This window comes from Methylobacterium sp. UNCCL125, from assembly GCF_900116795.1.
Taxonomy (GTDB): domain Bacteria; phylum Pseudomonadota; class Alphaproteobacteria; order Rhizobiales; family Beijerinckiaceae; genus Methylobacterium; species Methylobacterium fujisawaense.
Map to the genome: position 1 here is coordinate 1 of NZ_FPBW01000024.1, position 15,066 is coordinate 15,066.

At 71.0% G+C, this 15,066-nt stretch carries 15 protein-coding genes; 12 read left to right on the top strand and 3 right to left on the bottom strand.

The annotated features are described in order from the left end of the window. The 8 genes from BM396_RS22610 to BM396_RS22645 form a co-directional block, all read left to right on the top strand. Positions 1–818 (top strand): outer membrane protein (locus tag BM396_RS22610; protein ID WP_091955457.1); only part of this gene is annotated, 818 nt, incomplete at its 5' end. Between the two features lie 504 nt (positions 819–1,322). Continuing rightward, positions 1,323–2,216 (top strand): LysR family transcriptional regulator, encoded by an 894-nt coding sequence (locus tag BM396_RS22615; protein WP_043382889.1) that lies wholly within the window; start codon positions 1,323–1,325, stop codon positions 2,214–2,216. Positions 2,217–2,381: 165 nt separating this feature from the next. Continuing rightward, positions 2,382–3,197 carry a putative hydro-lyase gene (locus tag BM396_RS22620; RefSeq protein WP_043382891.1) on the top strand — a complete coding sequence of 272 codons (816 nt, stop codon included), beginning with the start codon at positions 2,382–2,384 and terminating at the stop codon, positions 3,195–3,197. Between the two features lie 43 nt (positions 3,198–3,240). Then, complete coding sequence (locus BM396_RS22625) at positions 3,241–4,512, top strand: MFS transporter (protein WP_043382894.1); 1,272 nt, start codon at positions 3,241–3,243, stop codon at positions 4,510–4,512. A 28-nt stretch (positions 4,513–4,540) separates the two neighbouring features. Continuing rightward, entirely contained in the window at positions 4,541–5,302 is a 762-nt protein-coding gene (locus BM396_RS22630) for a LamB/YcsF family protein (RefSeq protein WP_043382896.1), read from the top strand. Beyond that, complete coding sequence (locus BM396_RS22635) at positions 5,299–6,030, top strand: 5-oxoprolinase subunit B family protein (protein WP_043354799.1); 732 nt, start codon at positions 5,299–5,301, stop codon at positions 6,028–6,030. The genes BM396_RS22630 and BM396_RS22635 overlap by 4 nt, the downstream gene beginning before the upstream one ends. Beyond that, the gene (locus BM396_RS22640) at positions 6,030–7,046 is read left to right on the top strand and encodes a 5-oxoprolinase subunit C family protein (protein WP_043382899.1); all 1,017 of its coding nucleotides are present in this window, start codon (positions 6,030–6,032) and stop codon (positions 7,044–7,046) included. Before BM396_RS22635 ends, BM396_RS22640 begins: the two co-directional genes overlap by 1 nt. A gap of 94 nt (positions 7,047–7,140) precedes the next feature. Beyond that, positions 7,141–7,929 (top strand): aldolase, encoded by a 789-nt coding sequence (locus BM396_RS22645; protein WP_043382902.1) that lies wholly within the window; start codon positions 7,141–7,143, stop codon positions 7,927–7,929. A gap of 7 nt (positions 7,930–7,936) precedes the next feature. Here BM396_RS22645 and BM396_RS22650 read toward each other — a convergent pair whose 3' ends face one another. Continuing rightward, complete coding sequence (locus BM396_RS22650; RefSeq protein ID WP_081948671.1) at positions 7,937–9,232, bottom strand: lytic murein transglycosylase; 1,296 nt, start codon at positions 9,230–9,232, stop codon at positions 7,937–7,939. Positions 9,233–9,366: 134 nt separating this feature from the next. On the opposite strand from BM396_RS22650, the gene BM396_RS22655 reads away from it, so the two are divergent. The 3 genes from BM396_RS22655 to BM396_RS22665 all read left to right on the top strand — a co-directional run bounded on the left by BM396_RS22655 (position 9,367) and on the right by BM396_RS22665 (position 11,637). Next, entirely contained in the window at positions 9,367–9,861 is a 495-nt protein-coding gene (locus BM396_RS22655; protein ID WP_051976077.1) for an SRPBCC family protein, read from the top strand. A 139-nt stretch (positions 9,862–10,000) separates the two neighbouring features. Beyond that, entirely contained in the window at positions 10,001–11,413 is a 1,413-nt protein-coding gene (gene pyk, locus BM396_RS22660; protein ID WP_043382905.1) for a pyruvate kinase, read from the top strand. 95 nt (positions 11,414–11,508) lie between these two features. Further along, positions 11,509–11,637, top strand: coding sequence for a hypothetical protein (locus BM396_RS22665; RefSeq protein ID WP_043354815.1), 129 nt, complete (start codon positions 11,509–11,511; stop codon positions 11,635–11,637). Between the two features lie 96 nt (positions 11,638–11,733). Here BM396_RS22665 and BM396_RS22670 read toward each other — a convergent pair whose 3' ends face one another. After that, positions 11,734–12,921 (bottom strand): patatin-like phospholipase family protein, encoded by a 1,188-nt coding sequence (locus BM396_RS22670; protein WP_043382908.1) that lies wholly within the window; start codon positions 12,919–12,921, stop codon positions 11,734–11,736. Between the two features lie 438 nt (positions 12,922–13,359). Here BM396_RS22670 and BM396_RS22675 point away from each other — a divergent pair, with 438 nt between their 5' ends. Next, entirely contained in the window at positions 13,360–13,887 is a 528-nt protein-coding gene (locus BM396_RS22675) for a GcrA family cell cycle regulator (protein WP_091994958.1), read from the top strand. A gap of 12 nt (positions 13,888–13,899) precedes the next feature. Here BM396_RS22675 and BM396_RS22680 read toward each other — a convergent pair whose 3' ends face one another. Further along, positions 13,900–14,790, bottom strand: a complete 891-nt coding sequence (locus tag BM396_RS22680) for a TAXI family TRAP transporter solute-binding subunit (protein ID WP_051044653.1) — start codon at positions 14,788–14,790, stop codon at positions 13,900–13,902. Positions 14,791–15,066: the final 276 nt, after the last annotated feature.

Below are 15,066 nucleotides of genomic sequence, written 5' to 3' on the forward strand. Positions count from 1 at the left end.
CGGCGTCCGCCGCCGACCTGCCGCGCCGCGCTGCGCCGCCGCCGGTGTTCACGCCGGTGCCGGTGTTCACCTGGACCGGCTTCTACGTCGGTGTGAACGCCGGCTACGGCTTCGACGCCAACAGCCGCAACACCACCAGCTACGCCCTGCCGGGCGGCTCGCTGATCAACTCCCCCGGCACCTCGGGCGTCGTCAGCGTCAACAACCGCAACAACAACGACGGCTTCTCGGGCGGCGCCCAGATCGGCTACAACTACCAGTTCACGCCGGGCTCGGGCGTGGTGATCGGCTTCGAGGCCGACGCCCAGTACGTCGACTTCGCCCGCCGCGCCAACGCCACCCAGAACTACAGCTTCCTGGGCTTCCCCGGCGTCGCCTTCTCCAACCCGCCCGCCTTCGTCGCCACCAGCGGCAACGGCCTCGACTACTTCGGCACCGTCCGCGGCCGCCTCGGCTACGCCTTCGACCGCACCCTCGTGTACGGCACCGGCGGCTTCGCCTACGGATCCGGCCAGGACGACCAGAACTTCTCCGGCAACCGCTTCCGCGACAGCTTCCGCACCGGCTGGGCCGCCGGCGGCGGCGTCGAGTACGCCCTGCCCACCGACTCCTTCCTGAACTTCTTCCGCTCCTCGGCCGTCACCCTGAAGGTCGAAGGCCTGTACGTCAGCCTCGACCGCCAGAAGAACTCCGCCGGCGGCGTCTTCTACGGCAACCTCCTGCCCCCGAACGGCACCGCCTACCTCAACGGCGCCGCCGCCAAGACCGAGTTCGCCGTCGTCCGCGCCGGCCTGAACTACAAGTTCGGCTCGTACTAAGCCGAGCGTGACTCGAGGGGCCATCGCCCCTCGCGGAGACTTGGCATGGGACTGGTCCTCTGCATGCCGGTCGCCGCGGGATGGCGATGCCCCTCGCTCGACCCTTGCATCCCAGCCCGATCAACCTGGTCGCGAGGTCGACAAAACCCCGGGAGCATTCCGCTCCCGGGGTTTCCGCATGTGTGGGGCCACCCGAAACCGTTGCGCCCACACCTGAGCATTCCCCTCGCGATGTCGGGCTCTTGTCGGTGCTTCTGGAAGGGGTTTCACGAGGCCCTCAGGCTTCGCGCCTGCGCTGATTGGTGCCGCCCGAAGCGCCACGGGAGCGCCAGGCTTTCGGATTTTCCGTCGCCCTGAACCGCGCCCCTGTCATCCGGGCGGGCGGGCGGACCTCGCGGCGGGACGGGGTGATCCCGCGCCGATACGCGACGGCCGACGGCTTGCATGCCAGCGCGCGAGGGCGCGATATGATCGGCCACGACGGCGGAGCGGGACAATCGCGGGATGGCGGATTTCCGCAGCTTGGAGGTGTTTTACTGGGTTGCGAAACTCTCCAGCTTTCGCCGCGCCAGCGAGAAGGTGAATACGACCCAGCCGGCCGTCTCCCAGCGCATCGCGGCCCTGGAGCATGAATACGGCACGCTGTTCGAGCGCCGAAGCCGGGACGTCGCCCTGACGGAGCGGGGGCGTCTCCTCCTGGGTTTCGCGGAGCGGTTCCTGGCTCTGCAGGACGAGATGAGCGCGGCCCTACACGAGACCGGACGCACGCGGGGCACCCTGCGGCTCGGCGTGTCCGAGACGATCGTCCATCTGTGGCTGTCGCGCTTCATCGAGCGCATGCGCGCCGCCCATCCCGGGATCGGCGTCGACATCACCGTGGACATCTCGCCGAACATGCAGGCCGCCCTCGTCGCCGACGAGATCGATCTGGCACTCCTCGTGGGTCCGATCACCCTGCCGAGCTTCGTCAACCGTGCCCTGTTCAGCACCCCGGTCGCGTGGATCGCCGCGCCGGGCCTGCTGCCGGGCGACGCGCCCCTGAGCCTCGGCGCGCTCCTGCACCATCCGCTCATCACCTACCCGCGCAACACCAGCCCCTATGTCGAGCTGCGCGACCTCGTCCTGCAGGAGAACCTCCTGCCGAGCCAGATCCACACCAGCGCCTCGCTCGCCACCATCGTGAAGATGGGCATCGAGGGCCTCGGGATCTGCGTGATCCCGCCGGCGGTGGTCGAGGCCGAGATCCGCGCCGGCACCCTCCGCGTCCTGCCGGCAGAGCCGCTGCTCTCGGAGCTGACCTTCACGGCGATGCACATGAAGCGGCCGGCCCACCATTTCGTGGCGGATGCGGCCCGCCTCGCCCAGGACGTGGCCGAAACCTGGGCCGCCGGCCGATAAGACTGGTTTATCGCGCCTCATTCGCAATCACGATTGGCGTGCCCTGCGGCGCGATGAAATCGTTGCGGCAGGACATGAATCGCTGAAGCGATCGGGATCTTGCGGAATCCGGGCTGCCGACGATGCCGGCCCGGCGCTCGACAACCAGCCAGGGAGATCATCGCGGTGAGCCAGCACCTGGGCGCCGACGGCGCAGCACCTGTCTTCGCCGATGCGGCGGAAGCGCGGCGCGCGATCCGCGCGGGTCGGTTCCGGGGCCACACCTCGGGTCTCGTGCCCGCCCACGCGCAGGGCAACCTGATGATCCTGCCGCGGGCCATGGCGGAGGATTTCCACCGCTTCTGCCAGCAGAACCCGAAGCCCTGCCCGATCCTCGGCGTCTCGCAGCCCGGCGCCCGCACGCTTCCGACGCTCGGCACCGATCTCGACCTCGCCACCGACGTTTCCGGCTATCGCGTCTACGAGGGCGGCGAACTCGTGGCGGAGCTGCCCGACCTGACCGGCGTGTGGCGGAACGACCTCGTCACCTTCGTCCTCGGCTGCTCCTTCTCGTTCGAGGCCGGCCTGATCGCGGCGGGCATCCCGCTCCGCCACGTCGCCCTCGGCCGCAACGTCGCGATGTACCGGACCTCCATCGCCACACGGCCCTCGGGCCCGTTCCACGGCCCCCTGGTGGTCTCCATGCGGCCGATGAAGGCGGCGGACGCCATCAAGGCCGTGCAGGTCACGGCCCGGATGCCGGCGGTCCACGGAGCGCCGGTCCATCTCGGCGACCCGAGCCTGATCGGTATCCGCGACATCGCGCAGCCGGATTTCGGCGATCCGGTCCCGATCGAGCCCGACGAGCTCCCGGTCTTCTGGGCCTGTGGAGTCACTCCCCAGGCGGTGGCGATGGCGGCGCGGCTGCCGCTCTGCATCACCCACGCGCCCGGTCACATGCTGATCACCGACCTCCTCAACCGCGACCTGCCGTTCCTGTGACCCTCCCGGCCGCATGACGGCCTGTCCGCCAAGGAGTTGCGCCATGTGGGTGAAAGACACGAGTCCGGCGGAGCGCCGGGTGCTGGGCGCGGCCTTCGCGGGCTACGGCGTCGATGCGTTCGACTACATGGTCTACACCTTCCTGATCCCGACGCTGGTCGTGGTCTGGGGCCTGACCAAGGTCGAGGCCGGCAACATCGCCACCGCCGCGCTGGTGACCTCGGCCATCGGCGGCTGGGCGGCCGGGATCCTGGCGGACCGCTACGGCCGGGTGGTCATCCTGCAGGGTACCGTCGCGTGGTTCACACTGTTCACGGTGCTCAGCGGCTTCACGCACTCCTACGAGCAACTGCTCGTCACCCGCGCGCTGCAGGGCTTCGGCTTCGGCGGCGAGTGGTCGGTGGGCTCCGTGCTGATCGCCGAGACGATCCAGGCCCGCTATCGCGGCAAGGCGGTGGGCCTCGTCCAGTCGAGCTGGGCGGTCGGCTGGGCCTGCGCGGCGATCGCCTTCTGGGCCGTGTTCGCCCTGGCGGAGCCCGCCGTGGCGTGGCGGATCCTGTTCTGGCTCGGCGCCCTCCCCTCGGTGCTGATCTTCTGGATCCGCCGCAACATCGAGGATCCGGAAGTCTACCGGCAGACGCGCGCCGCCATGCGGGACGTCGGCGATACGGGCAGCTTCCTCGACATCTTCTCCCGTCCGCTGATCGGCCGGACCGTGCTGGCGAGCCTGCTGGCGACCGGCATGCAGGGCGGCTACTACGCGGTGACCACGTGGCTTCCGACCTACCTGAAGACCGAGCGCAACCTCTCGGTCCTGAACACCAGCGGCTACCTGCTGATGCTGATCTTCGGATCATTCGTCGGGTACCTGACCAGCGCCTGGCTCTCCGACCGCATCGGGCGCCGCCTGGGCTTCATCCTGTTCGGCTTCTGCGCCGGTCTCCTCGTCCTGGCCTACACGCTGATCCCGATCACCGACCCGGTGATGCTGGTCCTCGGCTTCCCCCTCGGCTTCTTCCTCTCCGGCGTCTTCTCCGGCATGGGCGCCTTCCTGAGCGAGCTGTTCCCGAGCCGGATCCGCGGCTCCGCGCAGGGCTTCTGCTACAATTTCGGCCGCGCCACGGGCGCGATCTGCCCGGCCGTGGTGGGCCATCTCAGCGGCTCGCTGACACTCGGCATCGCCATCGGCGTCGTGGCGGCGGGCGCCTATTGCCTCGTGATCGTCGCGGCGCTTCTGTTGCCCGAGACGGCGGGCCGCGCGCTCGATTCTTGCAGCGCGGATCCGAGCGAGCCGGAGCCCGTTGCGGCCCTATGAGACCCGATCGGCACGCGGAGCGGCGGCGATGACCAGCGTGGACCTGAATTCCGACCTCGGCGAGGGCTACGGCGCCTATGCCTGCGGCGACGACGCGGCGATCCTCGGGATCGTCACCTCGGCCAACGTCGCCTGCGGCCTCCATGCGGGCGACCCCGAGATCATGGCCCGGACCTTCGCGCTGGCGAAGGCGCGCGGCGTCGCGGTCGGCGCCCATCCGGGCTTCCCCGACCTCTGGGGCTTCGGGCGGCGGCGGATGCCGTTCAGCCCGGACGAGATCGAGCGGCTCGTCGCCTACCAGATCGGCGCCGCCCAGGCGCTGGCCGCCTATGCCGGCCACCGCATCACCTACGTGAAGGCGCACGGGGCGCTGGCCAACGTCGCCGCCGAAGAGCGGCCGGTGGCCGACGCCATCGCCCGGGCCGTCCGGGCCGTGGACCGCGACCTCGCGCTGCTCGCCATCGCGCTCACCGCCCAGGTGCCGGCGGGCGAGGGTTGCGGCCTTGACGTGCATCAGGAGATCTTCGCCGATCGCGGCTACACGCCGACCGGGCTCCTGATCCCGCGCAGCCAGCCCGGCGCGATGATCACCGATGCCGGCGAGGCGGCCGACCGGGTCCTGCGCATGGTCGAGGCGGGCGCGATCCTCACGGCGGACGGCCGGACGCTGCCGACGCCGATCCGCTCGATCTGCGTCCACGGCGATTCCGCCCACGCCGTCGCCACAGCCCGCGCGGTGCGGACCCGACTGGAGGGCGCGGGCGTCACGCTGGCGCCGTTCCGGCCGTGAGCGCGGTCGCGGAGCCCCGGCTTCTCGACGCCGGCGAGGCGGCCCTCGTGGTCGAGTTCGGCAGCACGGTCGACCCGGCGATCAGCGACCGGGTCCTGGCGCTGGACGACGCCCTCGGGGCGGATCCGCCCGAGGGGCTGCGGGAGCGCGTGCCGACCTACCGCTCCCTGATGCTGCACTATGATCCGCTGGTGCTCGACCGCGCGACGCTCGCCGAACGGGTCCGGGCGCTGGTGTCGGGCGCGACCGCGCGCGCGTCCAGTCCGACCCTGTGGACCCTGCCCTGCTGCTACGCTTCTCCGCATGGCGAGGACATCGCGCAGGTCGCCGAGCGCAGCGGGCTGTCGCCGGAGGCGGTGGTGTCGACCCATTCCGCCACGACGTTCCGGGTCTACATGTACGGCTTCGCGCCGGGCTTTGCCTATCTCGGCGGCCTGCCGGAGGCCCTGGCGGTGCCCCGGCGCGCGAGCCCGCGGCCGCCGCATCCGCGCAACGCCGTCATGATCGGCGGGGGTCTCGCCGCCGTGGCGACTGTGCCGATGCCGACCGGCTGGTACGTGCTCGGCGCGACGCCGGCCCGTCTCTACGCGCCCGAGCGCGACCCGAGCTTCTTCGTCGCCGCGGGTGACCAGATCCGCTTCGAACCGGTGGATTCCGCGACCTTCGACGCCCTGACAGCCCGGGAGGCGGCAGGCGAGCCGGTGGCCCGGCGCGGGGAGCCCCACTGATGCTCGCCCTCGTCATCGAGTCCGCCGGACCCGGCGTAACCCTGCAGGACGGGGGCCGGCACGGCTACCTGCGCTACGGCATCACGGCCGCGGGTCCCATGGACCCGCTGATGCACGCCGCCGCCAACCGGGCGGCATCGAACGCCCTCGACGCCACCGCCGTCGAGATCTCCACCGGCGGCGTCACCGTCTCGGCGGAGGACGGAACCGTCGGGATCGTCCTGCTCGCGCCGGGTTTCCGCGTCGCGCTGGACGGGGTGCCGTTGCCCGATACGGTCGCGCTCACCCTGGAACCCGGCCAGAGGCTCGTCGTGCGGGCCGGCGATGCGGGCGCCTGGGGCTATCTGGCGGTCGCTGGGCGGCTCGACGTGGCGCCGGTCCTCGGATCGGCGGCGACCCATACTCGCTCGGGGCTCGGCGGCCTCGACGGGCGCGGCCTCGCTGCGGGCGACCGCCTGCCCGTCGCCGAGGGCCGGACCCTGGACGGGGCGCCGCAGCGGCTCGTCGCCCCCTGGCTCGACCGCGACGGCCGGGTGATCCGGGTGGTGCTGGGCCCGCAGGACGATTACTTCGCCCCCGACCAGATCGAGGCCTTCCTGGCGGGTCCCTGGACGGTCTCGCCGCGGGGCGACCGGATGGCCTGCTTCGTCGACGGCACGCCGCTCAAGCACGCCAAGGGGCACGACATCGTCTCCGACGGCGTCGCCATGGGGGCGATCCAGGTCCCCGGCAACGGCCTGCCGATCATCCTGATGGCCGATCGGCAATCCACCGGCGGCTACCCGAAGATCGCCACGGTCATCGGACCGGATCTCGGGCGGCTGGCGCAGGTCCGGGGCGGGGCGCGCCTGTCGTTCCGGCGCGTGTCGGTGGAGGAGGCGGTCGCGGCGCGGCGCGCCGAGCGCGATCTCCTGCGCGAGGCGGTGCCCCGCGAGCCGGTCATCCGCACGGATTTTGCGTCGGACTTCTTGCTCGGCCTCAACCTCGTCGGTGGCGTCACCGACGGCCGCAGCTGAGCGCAGATCGGCTGCGCTCAGGGACGCAAGTAGATAGAGTGCGGCACCGGCCGAGTCCCCGGCCCGATCCCGAGACACAGGAAAGCCCGCACGCATGGCGCACGCCGTTACCGCCCCGGGAAGCCCGCCCGCCCGCAGCAACGAGCCCCTGAACGCCGACAGCGTGCGTCGCGCCCGGATCGACCTCGCCGCCTGCCTGCGCTGGGCCGCCCGGAACGGTCTGGAAGAGGGGATCTGCAACCACTTCTCGGCGGTGCTGCCGGAGCGGCCCGACCTGTTCCTGGTCAATCCCTACGGCCTCGCCTTCGCGGAGGTCACCGCGTCGAGCCTTCTGCTCTGCGACTTCCACGGCAACGTCGTCGAGGGCGAAGGTCAGCCCGAGGCCACCGCCTTCCACATCCATGCCGAGTTGCACCGGCTGAAGCCCCGCGCCCGGGCGGCGTTCCACACCCACATGCCCTATTCGACGGCCCTCGCCATGCTGGAGGGCGAGCCGCTGCTATGGGCGGGCCAGACGGCCCTGCGCTTCTACGGCCGGATCGCCGTGGACGAGGATTACAACGGGCTGGCGCTCGACGCGTCCGAGGGCCGGCGGATCGCCGAGAGCGCCGGCGAGGCGGACGTGGTGTTCCTGAAGAACCACGGCGTGATGGTGCTGGGCGAGACCATCGCGGAGGCCTGGGACGATCTCTACTATCTGGAGCGCGCCGCGCAGGCGCAGGTCCTGGCCATGAGCACGGGGCGCACGCTCAAGACCGTGCCCGAGGCGATCGTCAAGCACGTGGCGGCCCAGGAGGCGGCGGGACGCGCCGAGAGTGCGCGGCTGCACCTGGAGAGCGTCAAGCGGGTGCTGGCCCGGGACGAGCCCGCCTTCCTGGCGTAGACGCCACTCAGGGCGTCGCCCGGACCCGGTCCAGCAGCGTGGCGTCGGCATAGCCGTCCGCCGGCAATCCGATCGACCCCTGGAAGGCGCGCAGTGCCGCCCGCGTCTTGGGGCCGATCTTGCCGTCGACCCCGCCGGTGGCGAAGCCGCGCTCCGTGAGCCGGGTCTGCAGATCGCGCCGCTCGTCGGCCGTGAGCGGCCGGTCGCCCCGCGGCCAGTCGTGCACCAGGCCCGGGTCGCCGCTCAGGCGATCCGACAGGAGCGCGACGGTGAGCGCGTAGGCCAGGGCCGTGTTGTAGCGCAGGATCACCGCGAAGTTCGGCTGCAGCAGGAACGCGGGGCCGCGGATTCCGGCGGGCAGGACCAGGGTCGCCTCGGCCTCGTCCGGCATCGCGCGGTCACGCGCAGGCTTCACGCCGAGCGCCCGCCATGCCGCGATGGTGCGGACCGTCGTCTCGTCGGCGAGGGCCGCATCGAAATTCTCGGGCAGCGCCGCCTCGGCGCCCCAGCTTTCTCCGGGCTTCCAGCCGTGGGTGATGAGGTAATGAGCCGTCGACGCGAGCGCATCCGGCACCGAGGTCCAGATGTCGCGTCGTCCGTCGCCGTCGAAATCCACCGCCTCGCGCTGGTAGACGCTGGGCATGAACTGCGTGTGCCCCATGGCGCCGGCCCAGGATCCGGTGAGCCCCGCTTGCATCCGGTCGAGGGGCGCCTGGTTCCAGGCCAGGATCTGGAGCGCTGCCGTCAGTTCGTCGCGCCAGTAGGTGGCGCGATTGGGATCGCTGCAGCCGAGCGTCGCCAGCGAGCGGACGACCGGTTTCACCACCGCCGGATTGTCCAGCACGGCGCCGTAGCTCGATTCCACGCCCCAGAACGCCACCAGGATGTGGCGGTCGACCCCGTACCGGGCCTCGATGGCCGCGAGCGTGTCGGCGTGCTCGGCGAGCTTGCGCTGACCGGCCTCGATGCGGGCCGGCGTGACACTGGCCTCGATGTAGTCCCAGATCGGCCGGACGAACTCCCCCTGGCTCTGCGTTGCGGCGAGCACGTCCGGATCGGGCGTCAGGGTGGCGAGCTGCGCCTCGGCGAGGCTCTGCGGCACGGCCCGCGCCGTGACCCAGGCGATCAGATCGGCCCGGCAGGTCTCGAAGGGCTGGGGCGTGGCCGGCGGGGATTGGTCCGGCCCCGCGGCGGCGAGCGTCGGCGCCACCAGACCGATCAGAAGTGAGGCTCCGGTCGTCAGGACCGTCCGCAGGGGGCCGCTCCAGGTCGCGGGCCGCATCGGCGCAGCGCGATCGTCCATGGGCATCTCCGGTGATCCAGATGCGCGCGACGTAGCACACCGAGCCCGCGACGGCACCTTCAGCGGGGACTCGCCGTGACGGCGGCTCCGCCCCAAGTCGCGTCATGACAGTCCGAACGCCAGGAGACCGAACCGTGCAACGTGCTTATCTCACGGCGATCGGTACGGCCCTCCTGTCCGCCGGACCAGCCAGCGCCCTGGAAGTCACCCGCAGCCGTGACATCCCGGCCCCGCCGGCTGCCGTCTGGGCCCTGATCGGCGATTTCTGCGCGATCCAGAACTGGCACCCGCAGGTCCAGCGCTGCATCCTGTCGGGCGAGGACGACGACGACGGCATCCGCGCGCAGATCCGCGGCCTCGTCGTCAAGGGCGGCCTGGGTACGATCGCGGAAGTCGAGACCGCGCGCGACGAGACCGGCATGAGCTACAGCTACAGCTTCATCCAGGGCCCCCTGCCGGTGCGCGCCTACAATGCGACACTGACGGTCCGCCCCAACGGTGAAGGGTCCACGGTGATCTGGAGCGCGACCTTCGACGCCGAGGGTATGAGCGACGCCGACGCAGTCGCCGACATCACCGGCGTGTTCGACGCCGGGCTTGCCGGGATCGCCCGGGAGACGGCCAGATAGGCGCCGGCCGAATCAGTCCGCCGCGCCAAACATCGCCTGGCCGGAGCCGCGGCGGTGCCGGGCACCGCTGTGTGCGGCGGCGGCGCGACCGAGCGCCCGGCTCGATTCCCAGAGACAGCCCCAGGAGGGCGAGACCCGCATGCGCCGTCACCGCCACGCCAAGATCGTCGCCACCGTCGGTCCCGCCAGCTCCACGCCGGACCAGCTCCGCGCCCTGTTCCTCGCCGGCGTCGACACGTTCCGGTTGAACTTCAGCCACGGCGTCCAGGCGGATCACGCCAAGGTCCACGCGGCGATCCGCGACCTGGAGAAGGAGGTGGGCCGGCCGATCGGCATACTGCAGGATCTCCAGGGACCGAAGATCCGGATCGGCACGCTGCAAGGCGGCCGGCTCGATCTTCAGGCCGGGGAGACGGTGCGCTTCGTCCTCGAGGGCGCCGACGGTGACAAGCAGGCGATCCCGCTGCACCACCCGGAGATCTTCGACGCCGTCGTGCCGGGCCAGGAACTCCTCATCGACGACGGGCGGGTGCGGGTGCGGGTCACAGGGCCCGAGCGGACTTCCATCACCGCCGAGGTGATCACCGGCGGACCGATCTCGAACCGCAAGGGCGTGAACCTGCCGGGCACCCTGCTGGATCTCTCGCCGCTCACCGAGAAGGACCGGGCCGACCTCGCCTTCGGGCTGGATCTCGGCGTCGACTGGGTCGCCCTGTCCTTCGTCCAGAAGCCCTCCGACGTGATCGAGGCGCGGGGCATCATCGGCGACCGCGCCGGCATCATGTCGAAGATCGAGAAGCCGCAGGCGCTAGACCGGATCGACGACATCATCCGGCTCTCCGATGCCGTGATGGTTGCCCGCGGCGATCTCGGCGTCGAGATCCCGCACGAGGACGTGCCGGCGCGGCAGAAGGAGCTGATCCGGGCCTGCCGGCTGGCCGTGAAGCCCGTGGTCGTGGCGACCCAGATGCTCGATTCCATGGTCAACGCCCCGGCGCCGACCCGGGCCGAGGCGTCGGACGTCGCCACCGCCATCTATGACGGCGCCGACGCGGTGATGCTCTCGGCGGAATCGGCAACCGGCCGCTACCCGGTCGAGGCGGTGGCGATGATGGACCGGATCATCCGCAGCGTGGAGGGGCACAAGCTCTATCACTCGATCATCGCGGCCTCGGAGCCGGGCGAGGAGGAGACGCCGCCGCATGCGGTGGCGACCGCCACGGCCGATCTCGCCGAGGCCGTGCGCGCCGCCGCGATCGTCGCCTACACGGCGAGCGGGACCACGGCGGCACGGGTGGCGCGCAAGCGTCCGGCCGCTGCGATCCTGGCCTTGACCCCGAACGTCGCAACCTCGCGGCGGTTGAGCCTGCTCTGGGGTGCGCACAGCGTCCTGACGGAGGATGTCGACAGCTACGAGGAAATGACCACGAAGGCCCGCCACCATGCGCAGGACGAGGGCTTCGCCAAGCCGAACGACATCATCGTGGTCACCGCCGGCATCCCGTTCCATTCGGCCGGCAACACCAACAACATCCGCCTGATGCAGATCTGAGCCGGCCGATCGGGAGCGTGATCTGGAACGCGGCCCACATCTCACCCGTTGATAGGAAGCTGCGCCATTTGGGCGCGATAACGGAGGGCCGAGCCATGAACCTGATCGGACGCATCGTCACCAAGATCCTCGGCAACGAGAACCGTCCCGTGTACCGCGACGACCGGAACGCCAGCTCGGCGACCCCGCTCGGCCGCCTCGTGACGAAGATCCTGGGCAAATAAGAGGTCGGCAGGACCGGGCCTGCGCCGGCAATCCGGCTCCGGGACCTGACATCGTCCACCGCGCGCCCTGCCGGGCGCGCGGAAAAACCTGTTCGATCAGTGCGCCACGACGCTCGCGGTCTCTCTGAGGACCGGCGAAGCCGGAACTGTATGCTGCCAGAAGGTGCCGCTCCGGCCCTTCTCGAGGCCCGCATCGTAGAGCGCGCGCATGTAGGCGGTGTCGAAGCCCTTGGCGGCCGAGGCCTTGGGGCCGTTCTCGTCAATGTATGTCAGGTTGAAGCCGATGCCGTTGGCACGCGCGAGCGCGTAGGTCGCGGTGAGCGTGGCCCGGGAGCGCGCCCGGCTCGCCGTCGTGAATGAGCGCTCGACGATCGAGAGCGTGTTGTCCTTCGTGACCTCGAAATCCGGCTCGAGACGGCCGTTGATCACCACGTAGATCTCGGCCTTGCCGCCCGTACGGATCCGTCCGTCGCGCAACAGGAGGCTCTGCGGCAGGGTGAAGACCGGCGTCACCACCGAGCCGTCCACATGCATCTCCTGGAAACGCGTGTCGCCGGCCGAAACGTCGATGAACTGGGGCGGGAACACCGCCGGAATGCTGGCCGAGGCCGCCAACACGTCGCGGAACAGCTCCCGGGCGTTCGGCACGCCGCTCGCCGCGATGGCGCCCATGTTCCAGATCACCGCCCGCTGGGAATCGAGGTTCGTCGTCACCACGAGGAGGCGCCGCCCCTTGGCATGCTCCTCGGCAACCGCCTTGAGGAGATCCGCCGTGACGTAGCGGTCGATCAGGCTGCGCAGGCGTCCGTCACCGAACAATCCGGAGCCGAACAGCACGTTTGCCAGGTTGGGCGAGGCCACCAGCTCACCCGCGACGCCGCTGGTGTAGAACTCGGTCAGATAGGGATCGTAGGCCGGTCCCAGAAAGGCGAAGGGGGCGATCAGCGCGCCGGTCGAGACACCGGACACCAGAGTGAATTCCGGGCGCTTGCCGGAGGCTGTCCAGCCGTTGAGCACGCCCGCCCCGTAGGCGCCGTCACCCCCGCCGCCCGACAGGGCCAGATACGTGAAGCCCTTGAGGCGACGCTCCGGATTGGCGGCGAGCGCCGCGATCGTGTCCACCGACGCGTCGGCGAAGACGCGCGCACCGGGGACGCCGGGGATGGTCGCCAGCGCGGCCTGCTCGGCGCTGTACGGAGTCCGCGGGACGCTGCCGCACGCCGCGACCTGCCCCGCCAGCCCGAACGCCACTGCCATGCGCAGGCTGACCTGACGAAAACCCATCGTCGCTTCCTTGAACCGCGTAACGCGCCCACTCTGCCACACGGAACGAGCTTGGCCGTACAGCCTGTTCCACCATAGCCGGCTGAGCAGGACGATATGGCCGCGCTGTTGCGGAGGGGTCACGTTTCCACGGGATCCGGGCACAAGCGTGGCCGCCTCGATCGCACGGCCGAGGGGCCATCGGCCGCCGCCATTGCCGGTGGACAGGCGCCGCGGCGGCCCGCATCGGGGGACCGGCCGCCCTTGCAACGCTCGCGAACGCCGCGCTAGGGTTCCCCCGTGGCCTGGCGAGACAGGGTGTCGCACGCGGTGCGGCAGCCGGCGCGCGAGGGCGCGGTCTGCGCGGCGACACGGTCGGCCGAGATAAGGCGTCCGGCGGCCCGAACACACGGCCTCGCTTTCGGGAACGCAGCCGAGCCGCAGGGGGCGGAGGGGATGATGGAACCGGTTCTCGGCTGGACGGATGATCGCGTGGCGCTGCTGCGCCGGTTGTGGGAAGACGGGCAGAGCGCCAGCAAGATCGCGGCGCAGCTCGGCGGCGTCACCCGCAATGCGGTGATCGGCAAGGTCCATCGCCTCGGTCTGGCCGGGCGTGCCCGGGGTGGCGAGGAGGCTCCGGCCGCCGCGCCACCGTCCAAGACCGTCGAGATCGAGACCGCCATCGCGGTGGTCGAGACACAGGCGCCCGAGCCGGTGGCGATCCTCGCCCATCGTCCGGCCCCCGAATTTCCCGCGCCGGTGCCGGCTCCGGAGCCTGTGGCTCTGGCGGTCTCGCAACGCGTGACCATCATGGACCTGCGGGAATCCATGTGCCGCTGGCCGCTTGGCGATCCGACGACCCCGGAATTCCGGTTCTGCGGCGCCCGGTCGATCACTGGGCTGCCCTATTGCACCCACCACGCCGAGATCGCCTACCAGCCGGCAGCCGAGCGGAAACGCGACCGCCGCGTCGCCTCCTTCCGCTGAAGCCCGGCGGACTCAGCGCAGGCTCACGCCCGCTTCGCGGAGGAGGCGGGCGGTCCCGGGATTGATCCTGTCCGCCGGGACGAGGCCGACGAGGTTCTTCGGCTGGGCGGTGGGCAAGTCCGTGCGCGCCAGCGCCGCCGCGACGCGATAGGCCGCGTCCTCGCGGAGTCCGGGCCGCGCGAGCACGAAGCTCCAGGATCCGACTGTCTCGATCGGGTCCGTCTGGCCGGCGAAGCTGCCCGCCGGGACTGTCAGGCGCCGCGTCGCCGCGCCCGGCTGCGCGAGGCGCGCGATTCCCGCCTCGGACGGCCCGAAGAAGCGGGCTCCGCCCGGATCGGCGGCCAGAGCATGGAAGCCCGGCCAGTCGAGGCCGCCGCCCCAGAGCGCGTCGGCGCGGCCCTCCCGCACCAGGGCCGGACCGTCGCCGGCCCGGTCGAGCAGCATCGGGCTGATGTCCCGCTCGGGATCGAGACCCGAGGCGCTGAGGGCGCTCCGGCCCATGACGGTGAGCCCCGAATTATGGGTGCCGAGCACGACCCTGCGCCCGCGCAGATCCGACACGGAGCGGATCGCGCTGCCGGCCGGAACCACGAACAGGCCCGGCGTCGGGTACATCGGGGCCAGAACGGTCAGGTCGCCGCCTTCGGCGAGGGCCGGATAGGCGTACGCACCCTGTACGAGGCCGAGATCGACCCGGCCGGTGCGGAGGAGGCCGACATTCTCGGCGGACCCGCCGGTGGCACGCCGCTCGATCGCCAAAGTCGGGTCGACGGCTGCGATGGCGTGGGCGAGCGTCTCCCCGAAGGCTGGAAAGCCGCCGCCCGGCGTCGCGGTGGCGAGCACGAGGCGGACCACCTCGCTCCCCCAGGTCGGCCGTGCCAGGATCACCCCGAAGCCAGCCAACAGAGCGACCCGACGAGTCGGCCCTCGGGGCCGTCCCAGCCCTCCCGATGCGGACGACGCGCCGATCCCGCCGGTCGTCTCGACGGGGGCTGGAGAATGAAATTCCATCAGGCTCGAACCAATCGATAAAGGCCTTCCATCCGGGGCCGAATGCCCTTGAAATAATGAAAAGAACTTTCGGTAAGGGCACTTAGCCCGATTGCTCCGGCCGCGGCAACGCGATATCGCAGCCTCCCGTCCGGAACCGGCCGGGCCGGCCTCGCGTGAGCGATCCCT

Excerpts from the sequence above, each read along its gene's own strand:
- BM396_RS22615 (WP_043382889.1), top strand. The coding sequence starts at position 1,323 with ATGGCGGATTTCCGCAGCTTGGAGGTGTTTTACTGGGTTGCGAAACTC.
- BM396_RS22625 (WP_043382894.1), top strand. The coding sequence starts at position 3,241 with ATGTGGGTGAAAGACACGAGTCCGGCGGAGCGCCGGGTGCTGGGCGCG.
- BM396_RS22630 (WP_043382896.1), top strand. The coding sequence starts at position 4,541 with ATGACCAGCGTGGACCTGAATTCCGACCTCGGCGAGGGCTACGGCGCC.
- BM396_RS22640 (WP_043382899.1), top strand. The coding sequence starts at position 6,030 with ATGCTCGCCCTCGTCATCGAGTCCGCCGGACCCGGCGTAACCCTGCAG.
- BM396_RS22645 (WP_043382902.1), top strand. The coding sequence starts at position 7,141 with ATGGCGCACGCCGTTACCGCCCCGGGAAGCCCGCCCGCCCGCAGCAAC.
- BM396_RS22650 (WP_081948671.1), bottom strand. The coding sequence starts at position 9,232 with ATGGACGATCGCGCTGCGCCGATGCGGCCCGCGACCTGGAGCGGCCCC.
- pyk (WP_043382905.1), top strand. The coding sequence starts at position 10,001 with ATGCGCCGTCACCGCCACGCCAAGATCGTCGCCACCGTCGGTCCCGCC.
- BM396_RS22665 (WP_043354815.1), top strand. The coding sequence starts at position 11,509 with ATGAACCTGATCGGACGCATCGTCACCAAGATCCTCGGCAACGAGAAC.
- BM396_RS22670 (WP_043382908.1), bottom strand. The coding sequence starts at position 12,921 with ATGGGTTTTCGTCAGGTCAGCCTGCGCATGGCAGTGGCGTTCGGGCTG.
- BM396_RS22675 (WP_091994958.1), top strand. The coding sequence starts at position 13,360 with ATGGAACCGGTTCTCGGCTGGACGGATGATCGCGTGGCGCTGCTGCGC.